Annotated in this window: 16 protein-coding genes; all 16 read left to right on the top strand. The window is 35.7% G+C overall.

Features of this window, described 5'->3' with window-relative positions; translation table 11 throughout:
* The first annotated feature begins 1 nt into the window (after position 1).
* Positions 2 to 637 (top strand): GDSL-type esterase/lipase family protein, encoded by a 636-nt coding sequence (locus APS56_RS09750; protein WP_157757645.1) that lies wholly within the window; start codon positions 2 to 4, stop codon positions 635 to 637.
* Positions 638 to 642: 5 nt separating this feature from the next.
* Positions 643 to 3,222 (top strand): GH116 family glycosyl-hydrolase, encoded by a 2,580-nt coding sequence (locus APS56_RS09745; RefSeq protein WP_054727600.1) that lies wholly within the window; start codon positions 643 to 645, stop codon positions 3,220 to 3,222.
* A gap of 7 nt (positions 3,223 to 3,229) precedes the next feature.
* Entirely contained in the window at positions 3,230 to 4,285 is a 1,056-nt protein-coding gene (locus APS56_RS09740) for a family 43 glycosylhydrolase (RefSeq protein WP_082379315.1), read from the top strand.
* Between the two features lie 92 nt (positions 4,286 to 4,377).
* Complete coding sequence (locus tag APS56_RS09735; RefSeq protein ID WP_054727596.1) at positions 4,378 to 5,817, top strand: sulfatase family protein; 1,440 nt, start codon at positions 4,378 to 4,380, stop codon at positions 5,815 to 5,817.
* Positions 5,817 to 7,337 (top strand): sialate O-acetylesterase, encoded by a 1,521-nt coding sequence (locus APS56_RS09730; RefSeq protein WP_054727595.1) that lies wholly within the window; start codon positions 5,817 to 5,819, stop codon positions 7,335 to 7,337. The genes APS56_RS09735 and APS56_RS09730 overlap by 1 nt, the downstream gene beginning before the upstream one ends.
* Positions 7,338 to 7,354: 17 nt before the next feature.
* Positions 7,355 to 8,773, top strand: coding sequence for a sulfatase family protein (locus APS56_RS09725; protein WP_054727594.1), 1,419 nt, complete (start codon positions 7,355 to 7,357; stop codon positions 8,771 to 8,773).
* Between the two features lie 10 nt (positions 8,774 to 8,783).
* Positions 8,784 to 10,364 (top strand): sulfatase family protein, encoded by a 1,581-nt coding sequence (locus APS56_RS09720; RefSeq protein ID WP_054727591.1) that lies wholly within the window; start codon positions 8,784 to 8,786, stop codon positions 10,362 to 10,364.
* A gap of 10 nt (positions 10,365 to 10,374) precedes the next feature.
* Entirely contained in the window at positions 10,375 to 11,883 is a 1,509-nt protein-coding gene (locus APS56_RS09715; protein WP_082379314.1) for a sulfatase family protein, read from the top strand.
* 1 nt (position 11,884) lies between these two features.
* Positions 11,885 to 13,399: a sulfatase family protein gene (locus APS56_RS09710; RefSeq protein WP_082379441.1), complete on the top strand. Its 1,515-nt coding sequence runs from the start codon at positions 11,885 to 11,887 to the stop codon at positions 13,397 to 13,399.
* Positions 13,400 to 13,454: 55 nt separating this feature from the next.
* Positions 13,455 to 15,839 (top strand): PDZ domain-containing protein, encoded by a 2,385-nt coding sequence (locus APS56_RS09705; protein WP_082379313.1) that lies wholly within the window; start codon positions 13,455 to 13,457, stop codon positions 15,837 to 15,839.
* Positions 15,840 to 15,909: 70 nt separating this feature from the next.
* Positions 15,910 to 16,830, top strand: coding sequence for a family 43 glycosylhydrolase (locus tag APS56_RS09700; protein WP_211259717.1), 921 nt, complete (start codon positions 15,910 to 15,912; stop codon positions 16,828 to 16,830).
* Positions 16,831 to 16,870: 40 nt separating this feature from the next.
* The gene (locus APS56_RS09695; RefSeq protein WP_211259716.1) at positions 16,871 to 18,157 is read left to right on the top strand and encodes a DUF6786 family protein; all 1,287 of its coding nucleotides are present in this window, start codon (positions 16,871 to 16,873) and stop codon (positions 18,155 to 18,157) included.
* A 1-nt stretch (position 18,158) separates the two neighbouring features.
* Positions 18,159 to 19,751 carry an alpha-L-fucosidase gene (locus tag APS56_RS09690; protein ID WP_054727587.1) on the top strand — a complete coding sequence of 531 codons (1,593 nt, stop codon included), beginning with the start codon at positions 18,159 to 18,161 and terminating at the stop codon, positions 19,749 to 19,751.
* Positions 19,738 to 21,282 (top strand): arylsulfatase, encoded by a 1,545-nt coding sequence (locus tag APS56_RS09685; protein ID WP_082379312.1) that lies wholly within the window; start codon positions 19,738 to 19,740, stop codon positions 21,280 to 21,282. Before APS56_RS09690 ends, APS56_RS09685 begins: the two co-directional genes overlap by 14 nt.
* 62 nt (positions 21,283 to 21,344) lie before the next feature.
* Positions 21,345 to 22,736: a carboxypeptidase-like regulatory domain-containing protein gene (locus APS56_RS09680; RefSeq protein ID WP_157757644.1), complete on the top strand. Its 1,392-nt coding sequence runs from the start codon at positions 21,345 to 21,347 to the stop codon at positions 22,734 to 22,736.
* 28 nt (positions 22,737 to 22,764) lie between these two features.
* Positions 22,765 to 24,261: a sulfatase gene (locus tag APS56_RS09675; RefSeq protein ID WP_054727584.1), complete on the top strand. Its 1,497-nt coding sequence runs from the start codon at positions 22,765 to 22,767 to the stop codon at positions 24,259 to 24,261.
* The last annotated feature ends 9 nt before the right edge of the window (positions 24,262 to 24,270 follow it).

Raw genomic sequence — 24,270 nt, 5'->3', positions numbered from 1 at the left:
TATGAGAAATACACTATCTGGTTTTGCTATAGTCGTTTTATTTTTAAGTTCATGTACGTCGAAACCAACCGTAATGGCATGTGTAGGCGATAGTATTACCGCAGGAGCCAGACATAAAAAGGAAAGTGCAACCGCATATCCTAAAGTTATTGACAATCTGTTAGGAGCAGATTATGTAGTGGTTAATTTGGGGAGAAGCGGTGCTACAGCCTTAAAAAAAAGTAATTTACCTTATTGGAATTGTAAAGAATTTTCAAATGTTTTTGCTGTTCAACCAGATATTATCACTATAAAATTGGGAACCAATGACTCCAAACCAAAAAACTGGAATGCCACTGGGTTTAAAGAAAATTATCAGAGTTTAATTGACACTTTTCAAACCATCACACCAAAGCCCAAAATTTATTTATGCTTACCTGTACCGGTGTTTGAACACAGTCAGTTTTCAATTGATGGCGATGTGGTAAAACATGAGGTGATACCAATTATAAAATCTTTAGCAAGAGAAAATAATTTACCAATAATTAATTTGTACGAGTCTTTTTTAGGTAAAGGAAACTTAGTGCCTGATGGTGTACACCCAGCAGAAGAAGGTGCGGCTTTAATGGCTGAAATAATAACAAAAGAATTAAACTAACAATAATGAAAATATACAAGATAAGTGCTGTTTTCTTAATGATATCATGCCTGTTATCTGCACAATCGAAAAGCACAGACTGGCCAGTATTAAAAACGTACGATCAAGCTCATATTCAAAAAATAAAAATGCCAATTGGAGGTATTGGTACGGGGACTATTTCGCTTACAGGACGAGGCTCATTGGAAGATTGGGAAATTATGAATCGTCCAGCCAAAGGCTTTAATCCAACTATAGAAAATAGAGGGCCTGTAAAGGAAAAAGGACCTTTTTTTGCTATTTATGTTGAGGATGGAGAAGGACAAAAAGAAACAAGATTATTAGAAGGCCCCCCAGATGAATCTACGTATGAAGGCCCGTGGGGGGCTACTTCAAATCAACACGGCTTGCCTCGTTTTGGTAAAGCTTCTTTTAAAACGGCTTATCCTTTTGGTCAAGTATTTTTAAGTGATGATGATTTACCTGTTGAAGTTGTTGTAGAAGCTTATAACCCCTTGATTCCGGGAAATGTAGATGATAGTAGTATTCCTATAACTATTTTAAATTATAAGGTAAAAAATATAAGTGATAAGGAAATTACCATTTCTATAGCAGGAAGTATTCAAAATTTTATAGGTTTTGATGGTACACGAGGACAAACCATAAAAAATATGAATACCATTCGTGAATCACAAGGTGTGAAGGGGATTCATTATACAACAGAAGGGGTTGATTCCCAAAGTGAACAATGGGGTACTATGAGTTTTGTATCATTAAATGACGGTGAGACAAGCTACCGTACGTCATGGCAAGAAATGAAAAGTCGATGGGATAAAAAACGATTGGACTTTTGGGATGACTTTAGTAATGATGGGATACTAGAAAAGAGAGAAAATAAGAATGCTAATGCACCAATTGGCTCTATAGCTGTAAAAAATATTTTAAAACCTGGAGAGGAAAAAAACTTTCGATTTTTAATTAGTTGGCATTTTCCTAATCGGCAAACATGGGATAAACCAGGGTTTCAAAAGTTAATTAAAACTACGGTAGGAAATTATTATACTACAAAATACTCTGATTCTTGGGATGTGATTTCTAAAACCTTACCACGGTTAAAAGAATTGGAGACTGAAACCCAAACTTTTGTTAGTGCATTAATTGAAAGTGATTTCCCTAGTGAAGTTAAAGAATCAGCCCTGTTCAATTTGGCACACTTACGCACACAATTGGCTTTTAGAATTAAAAGCGGACATTTATTAGGTTGGGAGGGACTTTTTGATACCTATGGTTCTTGTTTTGGTTCATGTACGCATGTTTGGAATTATGAACAGTCTACGGCCTTTATGTTTGGTGAATTAGCAAAAACCATGCGTGATGTAGAATTTGGTTATGCTACTGACGATGAAGGGTTGATGAGCTTTAGAGTGTATTTGCCTTTAGAGGAAGGTCAAAAATGGGGAAAAGCTGCTGCTGATGGGCAAATGGGAAGTATTATGAAGTTTTATCGAGATTGGCAATTGTCTGGAGACGATGCCTTTTTAAAAGCACATTGGCCAAAGGTTAAAAAAGCATTGGAATTTTGTTGGATTCCAGGGGGGTGGGATGCTGATAAGAATGGTGTTATGGAAGGTTCACAACATAACACTATGGATGTGGAGTATTTTGGTCCAAATCCTCAAATGGGATTTTGGTATTTGGGAGCTTTAAAAGCTTCAGCGGAAATGGCGAATTATTTAGGAGAGAAAAAGTTTGCAAAAACTTGCCTTAATTTGTTTGAAGAAGGTTCAAAATGGATGGATGAAAATTTGTTCAACGGAGAATATTACGAACATCACATTCAACCACCAATGTCAGAAGATAACGTTGCTGAATCACTCATTGGTGCAGCAGACGTTAAAAATGCAATTGATTTTACGTCGCCTGATTTTCAGTTGGGTAAAGGAGTGTTGGTTGATCAGTTGGTTGGACAAGTGTTTTCACATATTGTAGGTTTGGGCTATTTAGCTAACAAGGAAAATATCAAGAAAACATTAGAATCGATAATGAAATATAATTATGTAGAGAATATGGTTTCGCATGCCAATTTTCATCGATCCTATGCTTTAGGTGATGAATCTGCATTATTAATGGCAGCCTATCCTGGAGAGCGTCCCGAAAAACCATTTCCATATTTTACAGAGGTGATGACAGGTTTTGAGTATACAGCAGCCGTAGGAATGTTGCAAGAAGGCTTAACTGATGATGGTTTGTTGTGTATTCGAAATATTCGAGATCGTTATGATGGCAAAAAAAGAAGTCCGTTTAATGAAGCTGAAGCTGGTCATCATTATGCCAGAAGTATGATGGCATGGGCGGGTATTTTAGCAATTACTGAGTTCCAATATTCAGCGGTTGAGAAATCGATGACTTTTACCTCAAAACCTGGAACTTATTTTTGGAGTAACGGCTTTAGCTATGGTACCATTAGTGTAGGAAATAAAGTTGCTGAATTAAAGGTGCTTTCGGGAGAGTTGGAATTAGAACATTTCACTTTAACTGGAGTTGGAACACAAAAAATAAAGGGCAAAACGATAAAATCGGGAGAATTAATCAATATTAAAATATAATAGAAAAATGAAAATCAATTTTAAAAAAGGGTGCGCTTACATGTCGGTTGTTTTAATAGTCTTAACGCTTTTTACAGCTTGTGGCAATAACCATTCCAAGAAAGCGAAAACGGTACAAGAGGTTTCAACTAACGAAAGTAAGGGAGAGATGGTAAGCTTCTCGTATTCCGAAGTTACAGGAATAGGAAAAGATTCAATCTATAACAGAAGGGATCCTAGCGATATTATTAAAGTAGGAAACAAATATTATGTGTGGTACACACGAATGGATAAGCCAATTAGGTCTGGATATTGGGGAACCATTTGGTATGCTATTTCGGAAGATGAAGGACACACATGGCAAGAGCAGGGTATGGCACTAGGTTTGGGTGCTGAAGGAGATTTTGATAATCATTCTGTTTTTACGCCAAATATTTTAGCTTATAATGGTAAGTATTATTTGTATTATACAGGAGTACAGCCTACACCTGGAAATTTAGAAAAGAAATTTGAAGGTAATAGCACTACCGATTTTACGGGCATTGGTGTAGCAGTGGCAGATAGTCCTGATGGACCATTTAAACGGGTTTCCAATAAACCTGTGATAGCTCACAGTGAGGTATCTTCAGATTTTGATAGTTACCGAGTTGATGATGCAAGTTTATTAGTGAAAGATGGAAAAATCTGGTTATATTATAAAGGCAGATGTATAGAACACGGTACAAAAGGTGCTAGACATACACAAATGGGTGTAGCTATGTCAGAGAACCCAGAAGGACCTTTTAAAAAATACGATCATCCTTTAATAGAAAAAGGGCATGAAGTGTTGATTTGGAATCAAAATGGAGGAGTAGCCTCTTTAGCATCTTTAAGTAAATCCATTCACTGGGCAAAAGACGGTTTAAATTTTAGTCCTATTGCAGAAGAGTTAACTACTATTCCAATGGCACCTGGTTTATATAGGCCTCATTTGGAAAATGGAAATATAGGGAATAGTATTCCTGGATGGGGGATTTGTATGAGACAGAGTAATGGCGAAGCCCACTTGTTTAGATTTGAAATTAATAATATGTCACATAAATAAAAAGGTGACATTTTAAAACTAACAGAGTGTCGAGGTAAAGTGAGCATGCTGATTTGTTTGAAGTTTTAATAAAGTAACAAAAGTTGGAAATAATGTTATTAATCAATAAAATTAAGAAGTTAGTTATAACCTTAGTATGTTATTTTTTGGTGTGTGCATGTTCGCTTGCTCTAAAAACAGACAACAGCAAGCCCAACTTTATAATCATTTTTACCGATGATCAAGGATATCAAGATTTGGGTTGTTTTGGGTCTTCAAATATCAAAACCCCTCATATAGATAAAATGGCATCTGAGGGAATGAAGTTTACAAACTTTTACGCACAAACCGTATGTGGACCCTCAAGAGCTGCATTAATGACAGGTTCGTATCCTATGAGAAATGCACGTAATGACAATGGAGATAACCCACATCCTAAATTGGCATTAAGTGAAGTTACCATTGCTGAGGTGTTAAAACCTGTAGGTTACAAAACAGGTATGATTGGGAAATGGGATTTGGCAGGACATAATCCTGAATTATTTAATCCAGATTTATTACCGATGTATCAGGGTTTTGATGAATCTTTTTTTACGCCAGGAAGCAATGATGCGAGGGTGCATTTAATTAGAAATAAAAAATTGGTAGAAAAGAATGCAGACATGTCTACATTAACAAAAAGGTATACCAACGAGGCTATTCATTTTATTGATAAAAACAAGGAACAACCATTTTTTCTATATTTAGCGCATACCATGCCACATACCAAATTAGCAGTTTCTGAAGCGTTCAGAGGAAAATCAGAAGGTGGTTTGTACGGTGATGTTATTGAAGAAATAGATTATAATGTTGGGAGGATTTTAGATTACCTAAAACAAACAGGATTAGATGAAAACACTTACGTAATCTTTACTAGTGATAATGGACCTTGGTGGATTAAGAAGGATCATGGAGGACATGCAGAACCTTTAAGAGGAGCAAAAACATCGGCTTGGGAAGGCGGATTTAGAGTTCCTGCTATTATACGTGCGCCAGGAAAAGTACCAGCCGGAAAAACGTCAGAAAATATAGTAGCCACTATAGATTTGTTACCAACCATTGCAAAAATTGCTGGAGCAACAGTTCCAAAAGATAGAGTGATTGATGGAGTAGATGTTTCAGAAATTATTCATGGAACATCAACGGAATTGGATAGACCATTTTTTTACTACCAACATCATATTTTACGTGCTGTTAGAAAAGGGAAATGGAAGTTACACTTAGCTCATGGATCTTATACAAAATCTATAGTTTCTAGAAAATGGCCAATTCATAGTGCTCCAAAAGATAGAGAATTATTTACCAAACCCATACTTTACAATTTAGAAACAGATATTGCTGAAACTACCGATGTTGCTGATGAAAATCCTAAAGTGGTTGCAGCATTACTTAAGTTGTTAGATTGGGCAAAACAAGACATTGGAGATATAAATAAACGTGGAGAAAATGCAAGACCCGTTGGAAATGAACCCTATCACACACCAAATAACCTAATTCCTATTGATAAAAAATAATGAAAATAGCTAAAATAATAACGGTTGTAATTTTCAGTATCATCAGTCTTAAAACAAATGCTCAATCTTTAAAAGTAGCCAGTGTTTTTGGAGATTACATGGTATTGCAAAGAGAAAAAAAGGTGCCAGTTTGGGGAACCAGTACTCCTAAAGAAAAAATTACAGTTACATTTAATGGACAATCAAAAAGCACAAAATCAGATGCTAATGGAGATTGGATACTTTATTTAGATCCCTTAGAAACGTCTTTTAAGGGAAAAGAGATGATTGTTGAAGGAAATGAAAAACTAGTTATTAAAGATGTTCTAGTGGGGGAAGTTTGGATTTGTGCCGGACAATCTAACATGGTAATGAGCTATAATTCTTCTGCAGAAGTTAGAGGATTGGTTCCTTTAGCTAGCAATATTCGCAGTTTTTATGTAGAAAATAAAGTAGCACTTAAAGAACAAAAAGATGCTCCAGGTAAATGGAAAATAACACAACCTAAAAGTGCAGTGGCTTTTTCTTTTGCTTATTTTTTAAATAATTTAGGAGATGTTCCTGTGGGGATTATTCAAGCCTCTTGGGGAAGTTCATCTATAGAAGCTTGGATGCCTAGAGCTATGACTAAAGAGCTGCCTATTTTTAATACCATCATGAAAGAGTTTGATGCTGATAAGGAAAGAGTTGCTAGAATTCAACAACTCATCAACAAACCTAATTGGACAAATCAGGAAAATATTTTTTTAAGACGTAATTCTAACATTATTTACAATGCTATGATGCATCCGTTAATTCCTTTTGCATGTAGAGGTTTGGTTTGGTATCAAGGAGAAAGAAATACACGTTACATAGCAGGTTTTCCAGATGTTGATGGAGAAAATTGGTTCCACAGAGTAAGTGGAATGAAAGATTATGATGAAGTTTTAAAAAAATGGATAGAAACGTATCGTAAACGTTGGAATGATAATGATATGCATTTTATGGTAGTGATGCTACCAGGTTATGGAAAAGGAACTCAAAAAAAACAAAACATAGATATTGAAAGTCCTACAGAAGAATCTTGGGCATGGATGCGTGAGTCTCAATTATCTGCTATGGAACTTCCTAATGTTTCAGTAGTAAATACAATTGATTTAGGTGATGTTAAAAATATTCATCCTACAGACAAATTACCCATTGGACAAAGAACTGCTTTGCTTGCAGCCAAAAAAACATTGAAGTTAAAAGGAGAAGCCGTAGGGCCAACGTTAAAAAATGTAGAGGTAAAAGATGGTGAATTGATTGTTCATTTTAATCATGCAGAAGGCTTAAAAACTATTGATGGAAAAGTACCAACAGGATTTTGGATTGCTGATGATACTCAAAATTGGGTAAAAGCCAACGCTAAAATTCAAGATGAAATAGTAGTGTTAAGTTCTTTGGAGGTTAAAAATCCTAAATACATACGGTATGCTTTTGCAGGAAAACCAACAGTGAATTTGGTAAATAGTAGTGAATTGCCAGCGTATCCGTTTAGAACAGATAATTGGGAAGAATAATTTTAAACAAATAGAAAATGAAGATTTTTATAAAATTAAGTATACTAATTTGTTTTTCTGCTGTATTAAAAATGCATGCACAAGAAAAACCAAACATCATCATTTTGTTTGCTGATGATTTAGGGTATGGAGATTTAAGTTGTTATGGAGCACAAGATGTAAAAACACCCAATATTGATCAGTTGGCTAATGAAGGATTGCGGTTTACCGATTTTCAGGTAGCATCATCGGTTTGTAGCCCATCACGAGCAGCATTGCTTACAGGTCGTTATCCTATGAGAAACGGATTTCCTGTGGCTCAAGGAAAAATAGAGAAACATAAAGATTATGGTTTAGACCCAGATGAAATTACCATTGCCGATATGCTTTTAAAAGAAGATTATGCTACAATGGCCATAGGAAAATGGCACTTGGGATTCAATAAAGGTCACCAACCTACAGACCACGGATTTCAGCAGCATTACGGTTTGCAATCCAACTGGAATACGAGTCACCCAGATTTAGACGATGTGTACCATAACGGAAAAGTTGTAAAAGAAAATGTAGCTTTTGAAACTTTAATAGGGGATTATACCAATAAGGCCATCGAATATATGGAAGAAAATAAAGAAAATCCATTTTTTCTGTATTTAGCTTATCATTCGGTACATTCTCCCATTAAGCCTAGTAAAGACTTTATTGGAACTTCAAAAGGGAGTTTGTACGGAGATTATGTTCAGGAGTTGGATTATCATGTTGGTAGATTAACCCAAGCACTTGCTGATAAAAAATTAGATGAAAATACCATTGTTATTTTCTTATCAGATAACGGGCCTGCTATTTGTCATTTTGGAGGTTCAGCAGGACCTTTAAACGGAGGAAAATATACTACTATGGAAGGTGGTTTTCGTATTCCGGCCATTATCAAATGGAAAGGGAAATTTGCAACAGGAGTGAATGATACGTTTTTATCATCTATGGATTTATTGCCAACCTTAGCTTCTTTGGCTGGAGCAGAAACTCCAAAAGATAGAGTCATCGATGGAAAAAATATTACTTCAGTTTTAAAAACAGGAAAAGGAATCTCTCCACACAAATATGTGTACTACTATAATGGAATTAATTTACAAGCCATTAGAAAAGGACCATGGAAGTTGCATTTACCAAGAACTTCAGAAGATCAACCGTTTTGGTCTAAAAACAAAAACGAAAAACCGTTTAACGGAAGTAACTTAAAAAATATTGGGTGTAGAGGATTGATTGCTTTAGGTCGCCCGTTATTATTCGATTTGGATCACGACATGGGAGAACTAACAGATATCTCTAAAAAACATCCTGAGATTGTAGAAGAATTGCTAAAAGAAGCAGAAAGAATAAAAAAAGAACTAGGAGATATTGATGTGATAGGAACGGACCAACGCGTGCCTCCGTTTGAAAATATTCAAGAAAAAATTTAAATCGAAAACCATGAAAATAAAATTAGGAATATCACTAACATTAAGTGTTTGTTTATTTTTTATAAGTAGTACAATAAAAATCCAAGCTCAAGAAAAACCCAATGTCGTTTATATTTTGGTGGACGATTTAGGTTATGGCGATCTGGGTTGTTACGGCGCCACCAAAGTAAAAACACCTAATATTGATAAACTGGCAAACGAAGGAAAAATGTTTACCGATGCTCACTCCGCATCTGCAGTTTGTACACCGTCTCGTTATGCTTTATTAACAGGGCAATATCCTGTTCGCGGTAATAGCGGAAAAGGCATTTGGGGACCCGCTGCAGTACCATCGGAATTATTAATCGATACAGAACAAATTACCATTGCCGATGTATTTAAAAATAGTGGTTATGCTACGGCAGCTTTAGGAAAATGGCATTTAGGATTTAAAAAAGGAAAAAATGATTGGCAAGAACCTTTAAGTCCAGGGCCAAATGATTTAGGTTTCGATTATTATTATGGAGTGCCATTAGTAAATAGTGCGCCACCTTATGTGTATGTTGAAAATACTAATGTGGTTGGAAGTGATCCAAAAGATCCGTTGGTTTTTGTAGGTAGAGGAAAAGACAAAGAAGTTACTCCAATAACACCAATTCCGCCAGAAGCATCTCAAAGAACACAAAATATGTTTAATGGTGCTGTTGATGCTCATAAATTGTACAATGATTATACCGTAGGCGAAGTGTTGGCTGGTAAAGCTGTGGATTGGATTACAGAAAAAACAACCAACAAAAAAAATGATCCTTTCTTTTTATATTTTGCAACGACGCATATTCATCATCCTTTTACTCCAGGAACTAATTTTCAAGGAAAAAGCGATGCCGAACTTTATGGTGATTTTATTCAAGAGTTAGATTGGATGGTTGGTCAAGTAATGTCTACCCTAGAAAAACAAGGTGTTGCAGACAATACATTAATTATTTTTACCAGCGATAACGGGGCGATGTTAAATTTAGGTGGACGTAATGCTGTAAAAGCGGGACATAAAATTAATGGTGATTTATTAGGATTTAAATTTGGTGTTTGGGAAGGCGGACACAGAATTCCATTTATAGCCAAATGGCCAGGGAAAATTGCACCAGGAACCGTTTCTGACCAATTAATTTGTAATGTAGATATGTTGGCAACATTTATGGCTGTTACAGGGCAAAATCCGAACAGTTTAGAGAATTTAGATAGTATAAATGTATTACCTGCATTTATCGATAATCCTAGTGAACCTATTCGAAACGAGTTACTTCTTGCACCGCATAAGTCTACACATTTATCGCTTCGTAAAGGAAAGTGGATGTACATTCCAGCAAAAGGAAGTGGTGGTTTTGGTGGGTCAAAACCACACCATCATGCTTGGGGCGGTGCACCAGCAGTAAATTTTGTAGGAGGAAAAAATAGCGACATGGAAAACGGAAAGCTAAAAGAAACTGCTCAAGTTGCTCAGTTGTACGATTTAGAAAAAGATAAATATCAAACTACCAATGTGTACAATCAATTTCCTGAAGTAGTCAAAGAAATGGAAGCTGTTTTAGATACTTATAGACCTAAAAAATAATAAAGAAAATATGGGGAAAATAGTTCAAAAATTTATTTTATCGTTTGTTTTATTAGCTGTTGGTTCTGGTGTTTCATTAGCTAAGAATAAGAAACTGCAATCAGGAAAAAGGGTTGTAACTCGTCCTAATATCGTCTATATTATTTGTGATGATTTGGGGTATGGCGATGTACATGCACTAGCACCTAAAATTTCCAAAATGGTAACACCTAATGCAGATAAGTTAGCGAATCAGGGTATGGTGTTTACTGATGCACATTCAGGTTCTGCAGTTTGCACTCCTACTAGATATGGGATCATGACAGGTAGGTATAGTTGGCGAACTAAATTACAAAGTGGAGTAGTACAAGGATATAGAGATAATTTAATTGTGGAAAACCGTCCTACAGTAGCAAGTCATCTTAAAAAATTAGGGTATCATACTGCAATTTTAGGAAAATGGCATATGAATTTTAACTATTTAAATCCTAGTACAGGAAAATTACTTGAGAAACCAAAAAACAAAAAAGGTTTTAAAGCTCCTATTGGTACAAACATACCAGATGGACCTATTACCAGAGGCTTTGATTATTTTTATGGGATTCATCATGCAGGAAGTATGAAGGAAATTATAGAAAATGACAAGGTAATTAAGCATGAAGACGAAATTAATTTTTTGCCTTCATTAACAAAGAATTCGGTAACATACATTAACGAAAGGGCTAAAGATAAAAACACGCCTTTTTTCTTATACCTTCCCTTAGGTTCTCCTCATACACCCATAGTCCCTTCGGCCGATTGGCAAGGAAAAAGTGAATTAGGTCCTTATGGTGATTTTGTGATGGAAACCGATAATGTGATTGGTGAAGTTTCTAAAGCGTTAGAAAAAAATGGTTTATCAGAAAACACGTTAATAATTTTTACAAGCGATAATGGAGCATCCAAAGCTGCAAATATTCCTGCATTGGCAGAAAAAGGCCATTATGTTAGTGCGCATATGAGGGGGTCTAAAGCCGATTTATGGGATGGTGGACATAGGATTCCTTTTATTGTTCGTTGGCCAGTTTTGGTAAAAGAAGGAACTGAGTCAAAAGAATTAATATGTTTAACCGATTTGTTTGCAACCATCTCCGAAATTACGAAAACTTCACTTCCGTCAAACGGAGCAGAAGATAGTTTTAGCTTTTTACCAGCATTAAAGCAAAAACCTATTAACTCAGAGCGTAATGGTGTTATTCATCATTCAATAAGTGGTCATTTTGCTTACAGGCAAGGAAAATGGAAGTTACTTTTAGCAAAAGGTTCTGGTGGTTGGACAGCTCCACGAGAACATGAAGTAGCAGAAAATGCTCCAATAGCGCAGTTGTATAACTTGGAAAAAGACCCTAGTGAAACGACAAATTTATATGAAACAGAGCCAGAAATAGTAAAACAACTTTTAAAAGATTTAAAAACAGATATCTATTCTGGAGCTACACGTAATGGAACGGTTCTTAAAAATGATATCGATAATATTATATTGTGGAAAAATGAAAAATAACATGAATACATACTTAAAAAGTCTTTATTGTTTCCTATTGGTGGCCTGTATAAGTACTTCAAAAATGCAAGCTCAAGATACGCCCAATATCATTTTCATTTTTGCTGATGATATGGGAATAGGTGATATTTCTAATAATTATGGAAAAGCTCATACACCACATTTAGATCGTTTGGTAAATGAGGGGATGCAATTTACAGATGCACATACGTCTTCATCAGTATGTACGCCATCACGCTATTCATTGCTAACTGGTCGCTATAATTGGCGGACTAGACTTGCTAATCATGTATTTGGCAACCCAACAGAAGCGCCTTTAATTAAGAAAGAGGAAGTAACAGTGGCGAGTTTTTTAAAGGAAGCAGGTTATCATACAGCTTGTATAGGTAAATGGCACTTAGGTATTGGCTGGCAGACAATTGCTGATTATAAAAATAAAGAGGGGCAAGAAGGAAAAGGATGGAATATAGATTATAGCAAGCCTGCTATAACACCTACGAGTAATGGATTTGATTATTTTTTTGGAATAACTGCTTCTTTGGATATGCCTCCTTATGTTTATATTGAAAACGAATATGCTACAAATATTCCTATAGTAACAAAAGCATTTCCAAGAAAAGGGGCCGCTACAGCCGATTTTGAAGCCATAGATTGCTTAAGGGATTTTGCCAAAAAATCGGTTGCGTACATTGATGAAAGAGCTAAAAATGATAAACCTTTCTTTTTGTATTTACCATTAACATCACCACATACACCCATTGTGCCGAGCAAAAAATGGCAGGGAAAGTCCTCGATTGGTAAATATGGTGATTTTATAATGGAAACAGATTGGGTTGTGGGTGAGGTACTTAAGACGCTCGATAAACATGATTTGAATGAAAATACTCTTGTGATTTTCTCAACGGACAATGGTTGTTCTCCAGCTGCTAAGATTACTGACCTTATTGAAAAAGGACATTATCCAAACGGTAATTTAAGAGGGCACAAAGCAGATATTTATGAAGGTGGTCATCGTGTGCCTTTTATCGTTCGTTGGCCATCCGTTGTTAAAGCGGGTACCAAAACCGATAGACTCACATGTACGACAGATTTTATTAGTACCTGTTCAGAAATATTAGGGACCCCGTTAGATGATGCTTCTGGGGTAGATGGGATTTCTTTTCTTCCAACATTAAAAAATCCATCAATCAATGATAGGGAAGCCATAGTTCATCATTCCATAAACGGATCTTTTGCCATTAGAAAAGGAGGTTGGAAACTGGCAATTTGTCCAGGTTCTGGTGGGTGGAGTTATCCAAGAGCAGGAAAAACACCTTCTGGTTTGCCTCCTGTTCAGCTTTTTAACTTGTCAAAAGATTTAGAAGAAAAACATAATCTTCAGGCGGAACATCCAGAAAAGGTAAAAGAACTCATAAATTTATTACAGTCTTATGTGGACGCTGGTAGAAGTACACCTGGTATGCCACAACAAAATGATAGAGAAATAAATATATATGCTGAAGATATAGCAAAATAAAAAAACTAAGGATGGTAATTATCCTAAAAATACAACTAAAACCAATACTATAAACATGAAACATTTTAACACATTACTACTCTGTCTTGTCACATTTATTCTAATCTCTGGCTCCAGTTATGGATTGGATATTTATGTGAGTAATGATGGAAATGATAAGAACGATGGTTCAATAAATAACCCGGTAGCTACCTTGCAAAAAGCTCAGGAATTAGCACGTAAAAAGGCTGGAAAGGAAATAATTAATATTTATGTAGGAGATGGTGTGTATTATCTTCCAGAAACCATTGTGTTCACAGCAGAAGATTCAGGTTCAGAAAAATATCCTATTGTTTATCGAGCTAAAAATGAAGGAGGTGCTATTTTAAGTGGTGGTGTTGTGTTGGATTTGAAGTGGGATTTTTATCGTGATGGAATTTTTATGGCAAAAACGCCTAAAGGTTTAAAAATAGATCAGGTGTTTATCAATGGTGAAAATCAGCGAATGGCTCGTTATCCTAATTACGATGCAGCCAAAAAAGCAGAACCTTACCAAGGTTATGCAGCAGATGCATTTTCAAACGAACGTGTTGCGCAATGGGAAAACCCTGAAGGTGGTTATATTCATGCCATGCATCGTGCCAGATGGGGAGGGTATCATTATCGCATCACTGGAAAAGAAGGAGACAAATTAAAATATGAAGGTGGTTGGCAAAATAACCGTCAGATGGGAATGCATAAGGAATACCGAATGGTAGAAAATATTTTTGAAGAATTAGATGCCGAAGGAGAATGGTACCATAATGCTAAAAAAAACACCCTTTATTACAAACCTAAATCTGGTGTAGATGTAAACAAAGCAAAAGTTGAGGTGGTACGTTTAAGACATTTGATTGAATTTAAAGGCTCTGAAAAAAATCCTGTAAAAAACATCACCTTACAAGGTTTTGTAGTTCGCCATGCGGCTAGAACTTTTATGGATTCTAAAGAACCTCTTTTACGTTCTGATTGGGCAATTTATCGCGGAGGCGCTTTCTTTTTAACAGGCACAGAAGCGATTAAAATTTTAGACACAGAGTTTGATCAAGTAGGAGGGAATGCCATTTTTGTAAACAATTATAATCGTAATACTTTAATCAAAGGATGTCATATTCATGATACCGGTGCGAGTGGTGTTTGTTTTGTAGGCGACCCAAATGCAGTTAGAGATCCATTATTTGAATATCACGAAACCAACGACTTGTCAAAAATAGATCGTACTCCAGGACCTAAAACAAACAATTATCCTGCAAAAGCTGTGGTAGAAGATTGTTTAATTCATGGTATTGGTCGTACAGAACGTCAGCCAGCAGGCGTACAAATTTCTATGGCGCAATTTATTACCGTTCGCGATGTTTCTATTTACGATTGTGCCCGTGCAGGTATTAATATTAGCGAAGGAACTTGGGGAGGTCATTTAATAGAAGGGTGCGATGTTTTTGATACTGTTTTAGAAACCCACGATCATGGATCGTTCAATTCTTGGGGAAGAGATCGTTTTTGGCATAAAGACCGTCAGCTTTCACAAAAATTTATAGATGAAGAACCGAATTTACCTTATTTAGATGCTGTAGAAACCACCACTATTCGAAATAGTAGATGGCGTTGTGACCATGGATGGGATATTGATTTAGATGATGGATCTAGCAATTATGACATTTATAATAATGTCATGCTGAATCACGGTTTAAAATTACGCGAAGGCTTCCGTCGTCATGTATGGAATAACATTACGGTAAATAATGGTTTTCATCCGCATGTTTGGTACAATGGGAGCAAAGATCAAGTGTATAGCAATATCTTTATGTCTGCCCACAAACCTGCACGCATGAAAGAACCTTATGTAAATGAAACCAGTGTAGATCGTAATTTTTACGTAGCTGATAAAGCTCAAGTGATGAAAATTTCCAATACTTTAGGTTGGGATCAAAATTCAACGTTTGGAGATCCTATGTTTGTCAATCCTGAAAAAGGTGATTTTAGAGTAAAAGAAAATTCGCCAGCTTTAAAAATGGGCTTCAAAAACTTTCCTATGGATCAGTTTGGTGTAAAAAAGCCCTCTTTAAAAGCCATTGCGCGTACTCCAGAAATGCCAACTTTAATATCATCTAAAGAGAAGAATGAAAGTGAAGTTGAAAAAAGCATAACATGGCAAGGCGCTACCTTTAGCAATTTATCGGGTGAAGAATTTTCAGCTTTTGGAGTGAGTAAAGAAGAAGGAGGCGTTGTGCTTTCAGCTATTTTAAATACAAGTGCTTTGGTAAAAGGAGGTCTTTTAGAAGGCGACTTAATTCAAGCTGTAAACGGGATAAAAACGACTAACGTAGCTCAATTTAATCAAGTAACTAAAAATCTAAAAGGAAAAGTAAATTTAAAAGTAGTTCGCAATCAGCAGGTAAAGCAAATCAAACTAAAAATATAGGAATGCTATGATGCAAAAGGTAAAGACGTTTAGTGGCATTTTAAGATTTATATTTTCAATTTTCTTATTGGTGACTTTTAAAATCGAAGCTCAAAAAATTGAAAAGGTTACAATAACTTATTCTAAAGTCACAGGCATTGGAGAGGAAGAAGGGGTGACTCGTAGGGACCCTAGTGATGTTATTAAAGTGAATGATTTGTATTACGTTTGGTATTCCAAAGGCCCTTTAAAAACAGGATATGATGCCACGGTTTGGTATGCCACGTCTCGAGATGGATATCATTGGACAGAAAAAGGAATGGCCTTATCCAAAGGAAAACAAGGTTCTTGGGAAGCAGGTAGTGTTTTTACACCTAATATTATGGTGGCAGAAGGAAAATATTGGCTTTTTTATACAGGAACTTCTAAAAATTATGGTAAAGGATTTGATCCAGATTCAAAAATAGGAATAGCGGTTTCTGATTCTCCTGATGGGCCATGGGAACGCCTTCCATCAAACCCAATACTAACCAATAGCGCTAATAAAGAAGATTTTGACAGTCACCTTATTGATGATGCTTGTTTGATTGCGAGAAATAATCAATATTGGTTGTATTATAAAGGTAGAAAGTTAGGTGAAACTCCACATCATACAAAAATGGGAGTAGCCATTTCAAATAAACCCGAAGGCCCTTATGTGAAATATAAAGGGAATCCGGTTATACAGGGAAACCATGCTATATTGGCTTGGCCACAAGGAAAAGGAGTAGCTGCAATGATTGGCGTTACAGGACCACCAGAGTTGGTTCGTTCGGTATTGTATTCTGATGATGGATACCATTTTAAGAAAACGCATGATGTTGAAAATGGACCAGATGCAGGAGGAGGATTTAGATGGAATCATTTTTCAGACGATGGAAAGGCAGCACGTATTAATTGGGGACTTGAAATAGAAAGTACAGAGACTTCTTTGCCGTTTTTACATCGTTATGATGTAAATTGGTTAGAATAAACTAAACAGAAATAATAGACATTTAATAATTTTTTTATCAATGAAACAACAACAAAAAATTACCAATTTAGGGGTTTTAACGTTAGCTATTGTGTTAATAACAGCTTGTAATAATAAAAAGAAATCTCAAGAAATAGAGCCTGTAAAAGAAGCTCAACAAAGCACTAAAGCTTTAGAAGGAGCTACTTATAATGATGATGTTAATTTTATGAAAAATTACATCGAATTAATAGAACTGAGCGATGCTAGTAATCAATCTAAAGTAGCAGTTTCGGCTGCGTTGCAAGGTCGCGTTATGACAAGTTCTGCCGATGGAAAATCTGGTAGAAGTTATGGTTGGATTAATCGTGAGTTGTTTGAGTCTGAGGAGATTCAAGAACACATCAACGTTTACGGAGGAGAAGAGCGTTTTTGGTTAGGACCAGAAGGCGGACAATACTCTATCTTTTTTGAAAAGGGTAGTGAATTTACTTTGGATGATTGGTACACGCCAAAATTAATAGATTTAGAACCTTTTGAGGTGAAAAATGTATCGGCAACTTCGGCTACGTTTACTAAAAAAGCATCTTTAAAAAATTATTCAGGGTTCCAGTTCGATATGGAAATAGAAAGAGAAGTAGCTATTCTTTCTAAAGACGATATTCAAAAAGAATTGGGCTTGCAATCCCTTTCAGAAAATTTAAAAACTGTGGCATATCAAACCACCAATACATTAATCAATATTGGAAAAAAAGATTGGAAAAAAGACAGCGGTTTATTGTCTATTTGGTTGTTAGGCATGTTTAATCACTCGCCAAATACCACTATTGTAATTCCTTATGTTCAAGGAGATGATGCTGCATTAGGAAAGGTAGTAAACGACACGTATTTTGGAAAAGTACCCGCAGATAGATTGGTGGTAAAAGAAAATGCCATTTTCTTTAAAGGCGATGGAGAATACAGAAGTAAAATAGGTTTAACGCCAATGAGAGCAAAAGATATCGCAGGTTCTTACGATTCAGCAAACGGAATTTTAACTATTGTAAAATACAACAAGCCTAAAAATGTTACAGATTACGTAAACTCGATGTGGGAAATTCAAGAAGAACCTTTTAGTGGAGATGTTATTAATGCTTATAACGATGGCGCACCAGAACCTGGAGCTAAACCTTTAGGGCCTTTTTATGAGTTAGAAACCTCTTCTCCTGCATTAGCTTTAAAGGCTGAAGAAAGTGGCACACATATTCAAACCACTTATCATATTGAAGGGGATGAAACAACATTGAATCCTTTGGTAAAAGAACTTTTTGGAGTATCAATTAACGACATAAAAACAGCTTTTAATTAATATGAAAACTAAATTTTTATTTTTAACAGTAATAATGTCTTTAATATTGCTGGCTTGTAAATCAGAAGTAAAGAAAGAAGAAATTGTTCAATTGCCATATGATGGTAGTTGGGAATCACTCCAAAAAATGCCAGTACCCAATTGGTTTAACGATGGTAAAATAGGAATCTTTATCCATTGGGGGCCTTATAGTGTTATAGGGCATCGCAAAGGAGGAAGAGGTTATGCAGAGCATACGCCTAAATTGATTTATAAAGATTCATCCTACTACTATCCTTATTTAAGAGAACGTTGGGGAGCAGCACCACCAGAATTTGGTTATAAAGACATCATCCCAGAGTTTAAAGCAGAAAAATGGAATCCAGAGGAATGGGCAGAATTGTTTGCTGAGGTTGGAGCAAAATATGTAGTGTTAACAGCAGAACATCACGATGGTTGGGCCAATTGGGATTCTGATTTAACGCCTTGGAACACTGTAGATAAAGGACCTAAACGAGATTTGGTAGGAGATTTAGGAAAAGCGGTTAAAGCCCAAGGTTTAAAATACGCTCCATCTTATCACAGAGAACGTCATACCAGTTTTTTTACCAAGCAACAATATAAAGTACACGCAAAAGCTCAAGATGATATTTTAGAAGAAATTAAAAGAAATCCTGAAGCGGAATCGTTATACGGCCCTTTTGGTTTTAGTAAAGAAGCTGTTAATGAATATGTGGCACGATGGAAAGAAATCCAAGATAAATATCAACCTGACTTTTTATGGATTGATGACATTCCAATTTTTACAAGAGATGGAAATAATACACAAGTAGAACCTAAAGTATTTAAGCCAGAAATTCAATACTATTACGACCAATGTAGATTGATGATTACAGACTTTATGAACAATGGAGCCCAAAATAATCAAGAGGTTTATGTAAATAACAAAGGAAAAAACAGAAACTGGCCAGATGGTATTGGTTGTTTAGAAAAGGACAACTTAAAGTTAAAAGTAATTGGTCCTAAATGGCAAAGCTGTACTACGTTTGGAACCTCGTTTGGATATTTAGAAAACGATACTTACAAAACGGTTGAAAGTGTTATTCATGAAATGGTAGAAGTGATAAGCCGTAATGGAAATTTTTTAATTAATATAGGGCCAAAGGCCGATGGTACTATTGTTCCAGAACAAGAAGAACGATTAAGAGCCATGGGGAAATGGTTAGCTACCAACGGAGCTGCCATTTATGGAACGCGTTATTGGAAAGAAAATCATCAGAAAAAAGGAAACTTAGCTTTTACCACCAAAGGAACAACATTGTATGCCATTGCTTTGGATAAGCCCGTGAATCCAATTTTAATAGAAGCCACCAAAGGTTGGACAAATAAGGAAGTAAAATCGGTAAAGCTTTTAGGAACAGATGCTGAGGTTTCTTGGAATGTAACCACTAATGGTTTAGAAATTATTCCACCATCAGATTTAGGAAAAAGCGAATATGCTTGGTCTTTTGAGATAGAAACAAACACCAATCAGCATACACCAAACGCTATTCAAAACGATGCAAGTAAAGCACTAGAAGGAACTAAAAAAGTAGATTTAGATGGTAACCATTAAAAAAGTTTTGCAATTTGTTATTTGCTGTTGGGTGATAACTTCTTTTGCTCAAGAAAAAAGTCCCAACATTATTTTTATCATGACAGATGATCAAGGATATCCAGTAGTGGGTGCACATGAACATCCTTGGATAAAAACGCCAGAATTAGATAAAATGCATGATCAGTCTATTCGTTTCGATCGTTTTATGATGGGGTCTACCTGTGCACCAAGTCGTGCAGGTATTATGACTGGGGTGCATTCTATAAAAAATGGAGTTACGCATACCATATTCGAAAGAGAACGACTTAATCTGAAGGCAACTACCATATCAGAAGTTTTAAAACCTGCAGGTTATACGTCTGGTTATTTTGGAAAATGGCACTTAGGAGATGAAGAACCATACCAACCAGAAAATCGAGGGTTTGACGAAACGTTTATTCATGGTGCTGGAGGTATTGGACAAGCTTATCCAGGATCTTGTGCAGATGTTCCTGGTAACACTTATTTTGATCCAGTATTTAAACATAATGGAACATTTGTAAAAGCTAAAGGTTATACTACAGATATATTGTTTAAGTCAACTTTAGGGTGGATTCAATCAGTAAAGGATTCCGACCAACCATTTTTTGCTTATTTATCAACCAATGCACCACATAGTCCATTTGTGGCACCGCCCAAATATCAAAAACATTTTGAAGATTTAGGTTTTGAGAAAAAAACTGCAGGTTTTTACGGAATGGTAGAACATATAGATGATTGTATGGGACAGTTGTTTAATCAGTTAGAAGACTGGGGATTGATGGAAAACACCATTGTTATTTTTACCTCAGATAATGGTATGACTACAGCCGGATGTGGATTAAGAGGTCATGCCGGACGTCCTCAGGCACAACTTGGTATTGATAAAAACGGAGAGCCCATGATGTCTTATAATGCAGGAATGAAAGGTTTAAAAAGTACGGTACACGAAGGTGGTGTCCGTGTACCATTCTTTGTTCGTTGGAAAGGAATGATAAAAGAGGGACGTACAGTAAATACAGTTGCCAGTTATTTGGATATTTTACCAACATTAGCAGATTTTGCCGATGCTAAGCTAGCAGAAACAAACGCATTTGAAGGGAGAAGCTTAAAACCTTTAATTTTAGAGAAAAATCCACAATGGGAAGATCGTTTTCTTTTTCAGCATGTAACACGCTGGGAGCACAAGGCCAACCCTGATGATTTTAAATGGGGAAAATATTCTGTACGTAACCAGCGGTTTAGATTAGTACAAGGTGTGTTATACGATATGGAAAACGATCCAGAACAGCATGTAGATGTAACAGCAGAACACCCAGAACTTGTGGCGTTAATGAAGAATGCTTACGAAAAATTTTGGGATGAAGCTCGTCCGTTGATGATTAATGAGGACGTGCCATTAGCAGCGGAAAAACCCTTTCATGTTGATTATAATACACAAAAAGAAAGCATAGGTATTCCAAACTGGAAAGCACCTAATATCAAATGGAAGGAATCGTATAAAGGAGGACCTACAGGTCTTGAAAAATAAGATTAAAAAATATTGGTAATTTGTTGCCAATACTTTTAAAAATTAAAAACATGAAGTTTTCTATGTCAAAATTAATCAAATTTACTTTTTTGTTAAGTATTGTTTTTTCTATAAAAACATTTGCTCAATTTAGCAGCCAAACAACTGTAGTGGGTTGGGTTACAGATGTACAAAACAATTCTTTAGATGGTGTTTCTATTCATGCCAATGGAGAAGGAACCAAAACAAAATCTGATGGGAAATTTGAATTGATACTGCATAAAACGCATTCAAAAAAACTAGAATTGCGTATTTCAAAACTAGGGTTCAAAGAGCAGAAAATAAAAGTAAATACATCAAAATTAGCTAAAGATTTAAAAATTCAATTGATTTCTGATGGGAATAAATTGGCTAAATATCAAATAGAAAAAGTTACTATAGAACCCGAAGTGCTTTCTGTAATGAAAGAAAAATGGGGAGATAGTTTTATACATGCTCAATATCCTAAGCAATTTTTAAATAACATTATTACGCTAACTCCTGGGGAAAATGTGCAAACAGCCATTGATAAAGCTCACCAAAGCGGTGGAGGGATTGTGTACTTAACAGAAGGAATCCATACTACAGATAACTTAAAAATTAAAAGTAAGGTAACACTTTGTGGAGCTGGAAGAAGTAAAACGATTTTAAAACACACGGGTAAAGGCCAATTTATGGATCAGGCAGAACAAAAACTTACAGATATTGTGTTTAAAGACATCACACTACAAGGAGGAGAACATACAAAAAGCGGACTGAATTTACGTGGACAAAACGACGATAGACACGAACGTTTTATGTGGCAAAATGTTAACATTACCGGTGTTAATTCTCATGGAATAGGAATTAGTCGTGTGAATCATATTGTTATGGATAATAGCCATTTTCAACACAATGGACTTAAAGGGAGTTTACACCATAATGTGTATTTTTTGTTTGTAAGCTATGTGTTGCAGTCGGATTGCGATATGTCTAATCCTGCAGAAGGTAAATCGAATAAATATACTTCTACTTCGCATTTATTAACACAGCGTTGTGTCATGAAAAACGGAAAAGGAAATGGCATTCAAGCCGATAATGATCAAGGAGGTTATTTGTTTTTTCATAAACACCATCTGTCTGGTTTTGCTCGAGTGGCCATGTGGTTTCCTTGCGAAGAGTATTATAATAAGTTTCAATACACCGAAGATCCAAAATGGGTGCCTCAAAATGTTATTTTAAATCGCTGTGAAGTTATCAATAATGGTTATGGCGCCATGTGGCGAATTGTAGGAGGAGTATCTAACGTTATCAATAGTTATTTTGATAACAAAAAAATAGATATGGGTTTACTAAAGTGTAAAGTAAAAATGGATAAAAAGAGTGAGTTTAAAAAAGGCAATGAGCTTTACGAAGATGTAAAAGAGTGGCCTAAAGATTTAAAGATTCTCGGATAGAAACGTATAATGAATGATTTAAAAGTACATGGTAAAGAATATTAAAATAAAAATTGTTTTTCTTCTAACGAATTTCGTTTTGGGAGCTTGTGCACAAGAAAAAAAGCCAAACATCATTTTTATAATGGCCGATGATTTGGGTTGGCAAGATGTAGGCTTTATGGGGAGCCAATGGTTTGAAACTCCTAATTTAGATGCTTTGGCCAAAGAAAGTATGGTGTTTACAGATGCTTACATGTATCCCACTTGTTCACCTTCTAGAACAGCTTTGTTAACGGGGAAGCAATCGTTTAGAACAGGTGTTTACAATGTCCCTGTTCTGGAAAAAGGAGATGCAGAACACAACATTTTTTCACGTTGGACAGTAGATTTAGAACATATCATGTACGCACAACCACTTAAAGAAGTTGGGTACACATCTATCCATTTAGGAAAATGGCATGTGGTAGGACCAAATCCAAAGGAAGAAACAAATTATCCGTTTGACAAACCGTTAAAACAACCCGATAACGGAAGATTAGACTGGCTAACAGACCATCAATCAACAGAAATTCAACAATACTATCCAACTGGTAAAGGTTTTGATGAAAATGTTGGAGGTACTTGGTGGGGCGATCCTGCTCGTGGATACAAAAAAGGGTATAAAGCAGAAAGTGGTGGATACAAGGCACCGTTTAAAAATCCGTTTATAGAAGATAAAAAAGAGGATGAATGGTTAACTGATAGACTAACAGATGATGCCATTGATTTTATCAAAAAAAATAAAAACGAACCCTTTTTTGTGAATTTACATTACTATGCACCACATCGACCAACTGTACCAAGAAGCAACGAGCAATATCAAAAATTTTTAAACAAAACGCCTGATACTTTTACCGGACAAGGGGAAAAACGCTTGGAAGAAATTGCAGGTTATGCCACTATGATTGCTTCTATTGATGAAAACGTAAAACGTATTTTCGATTATTTAGATGAACAAGGTTTGCGAGAAAATACCATTGTAATATTTACATCAGACAACGGATTTAACGGTTTGCAAAGTAATACAAATAGTTTAAGAGGAGCTAAAGGAACTATTTACGAAGGTGGCATTCGTGTGCCTGCTTTTGTAAACTGGAAAGGTAAAGTAAAGGCTGGAATTTCAGAAACACCTATTTGTGGGATGGATTATTTTCCAACCTTTTTGGATTTAGCAAACATAAAAAATTATAACGGCGTGTTAGATGGAACTTCTATTCTTCCCGTATTAAAGAACGATTCGTTTAAAGAAAGAGTTTTATTTTGGCATTTGGCAAGTACCTATAAAAATCCGCCATGTTCTATTATTAGAAAAGGAGATTGGAAACTCATTCAGTTTTTAAACGATGGAAAATTGGAGTTATATAATCTTAAAGACGATTTAAAAGAAACAGAAAATTTAGTTTCGGAAGAAAAAGAAGTCACAAAAGAGTTGTTGTTAGAACTAACATCTTGGAGAAAAGATAACAAGGTGCCAATTCCTCCTGCATCTGTATTAGAATTTTAAAAATAATTA

This window comes from Pseudalgibacter alginicilyticus, assembly GCF_001310225.1.
GTDB lineage: Bacteria > Bacteroidota > Bacteroidia > Flavobacteriales > Flavobacteriaceae > Pseudalgibacter > Pseudalgibacter alginicilyticus.
Note: the sequence above shows the minus strand (reverse complement) of the source record. Positions and strands in the feature narration are given on the sequence as shown.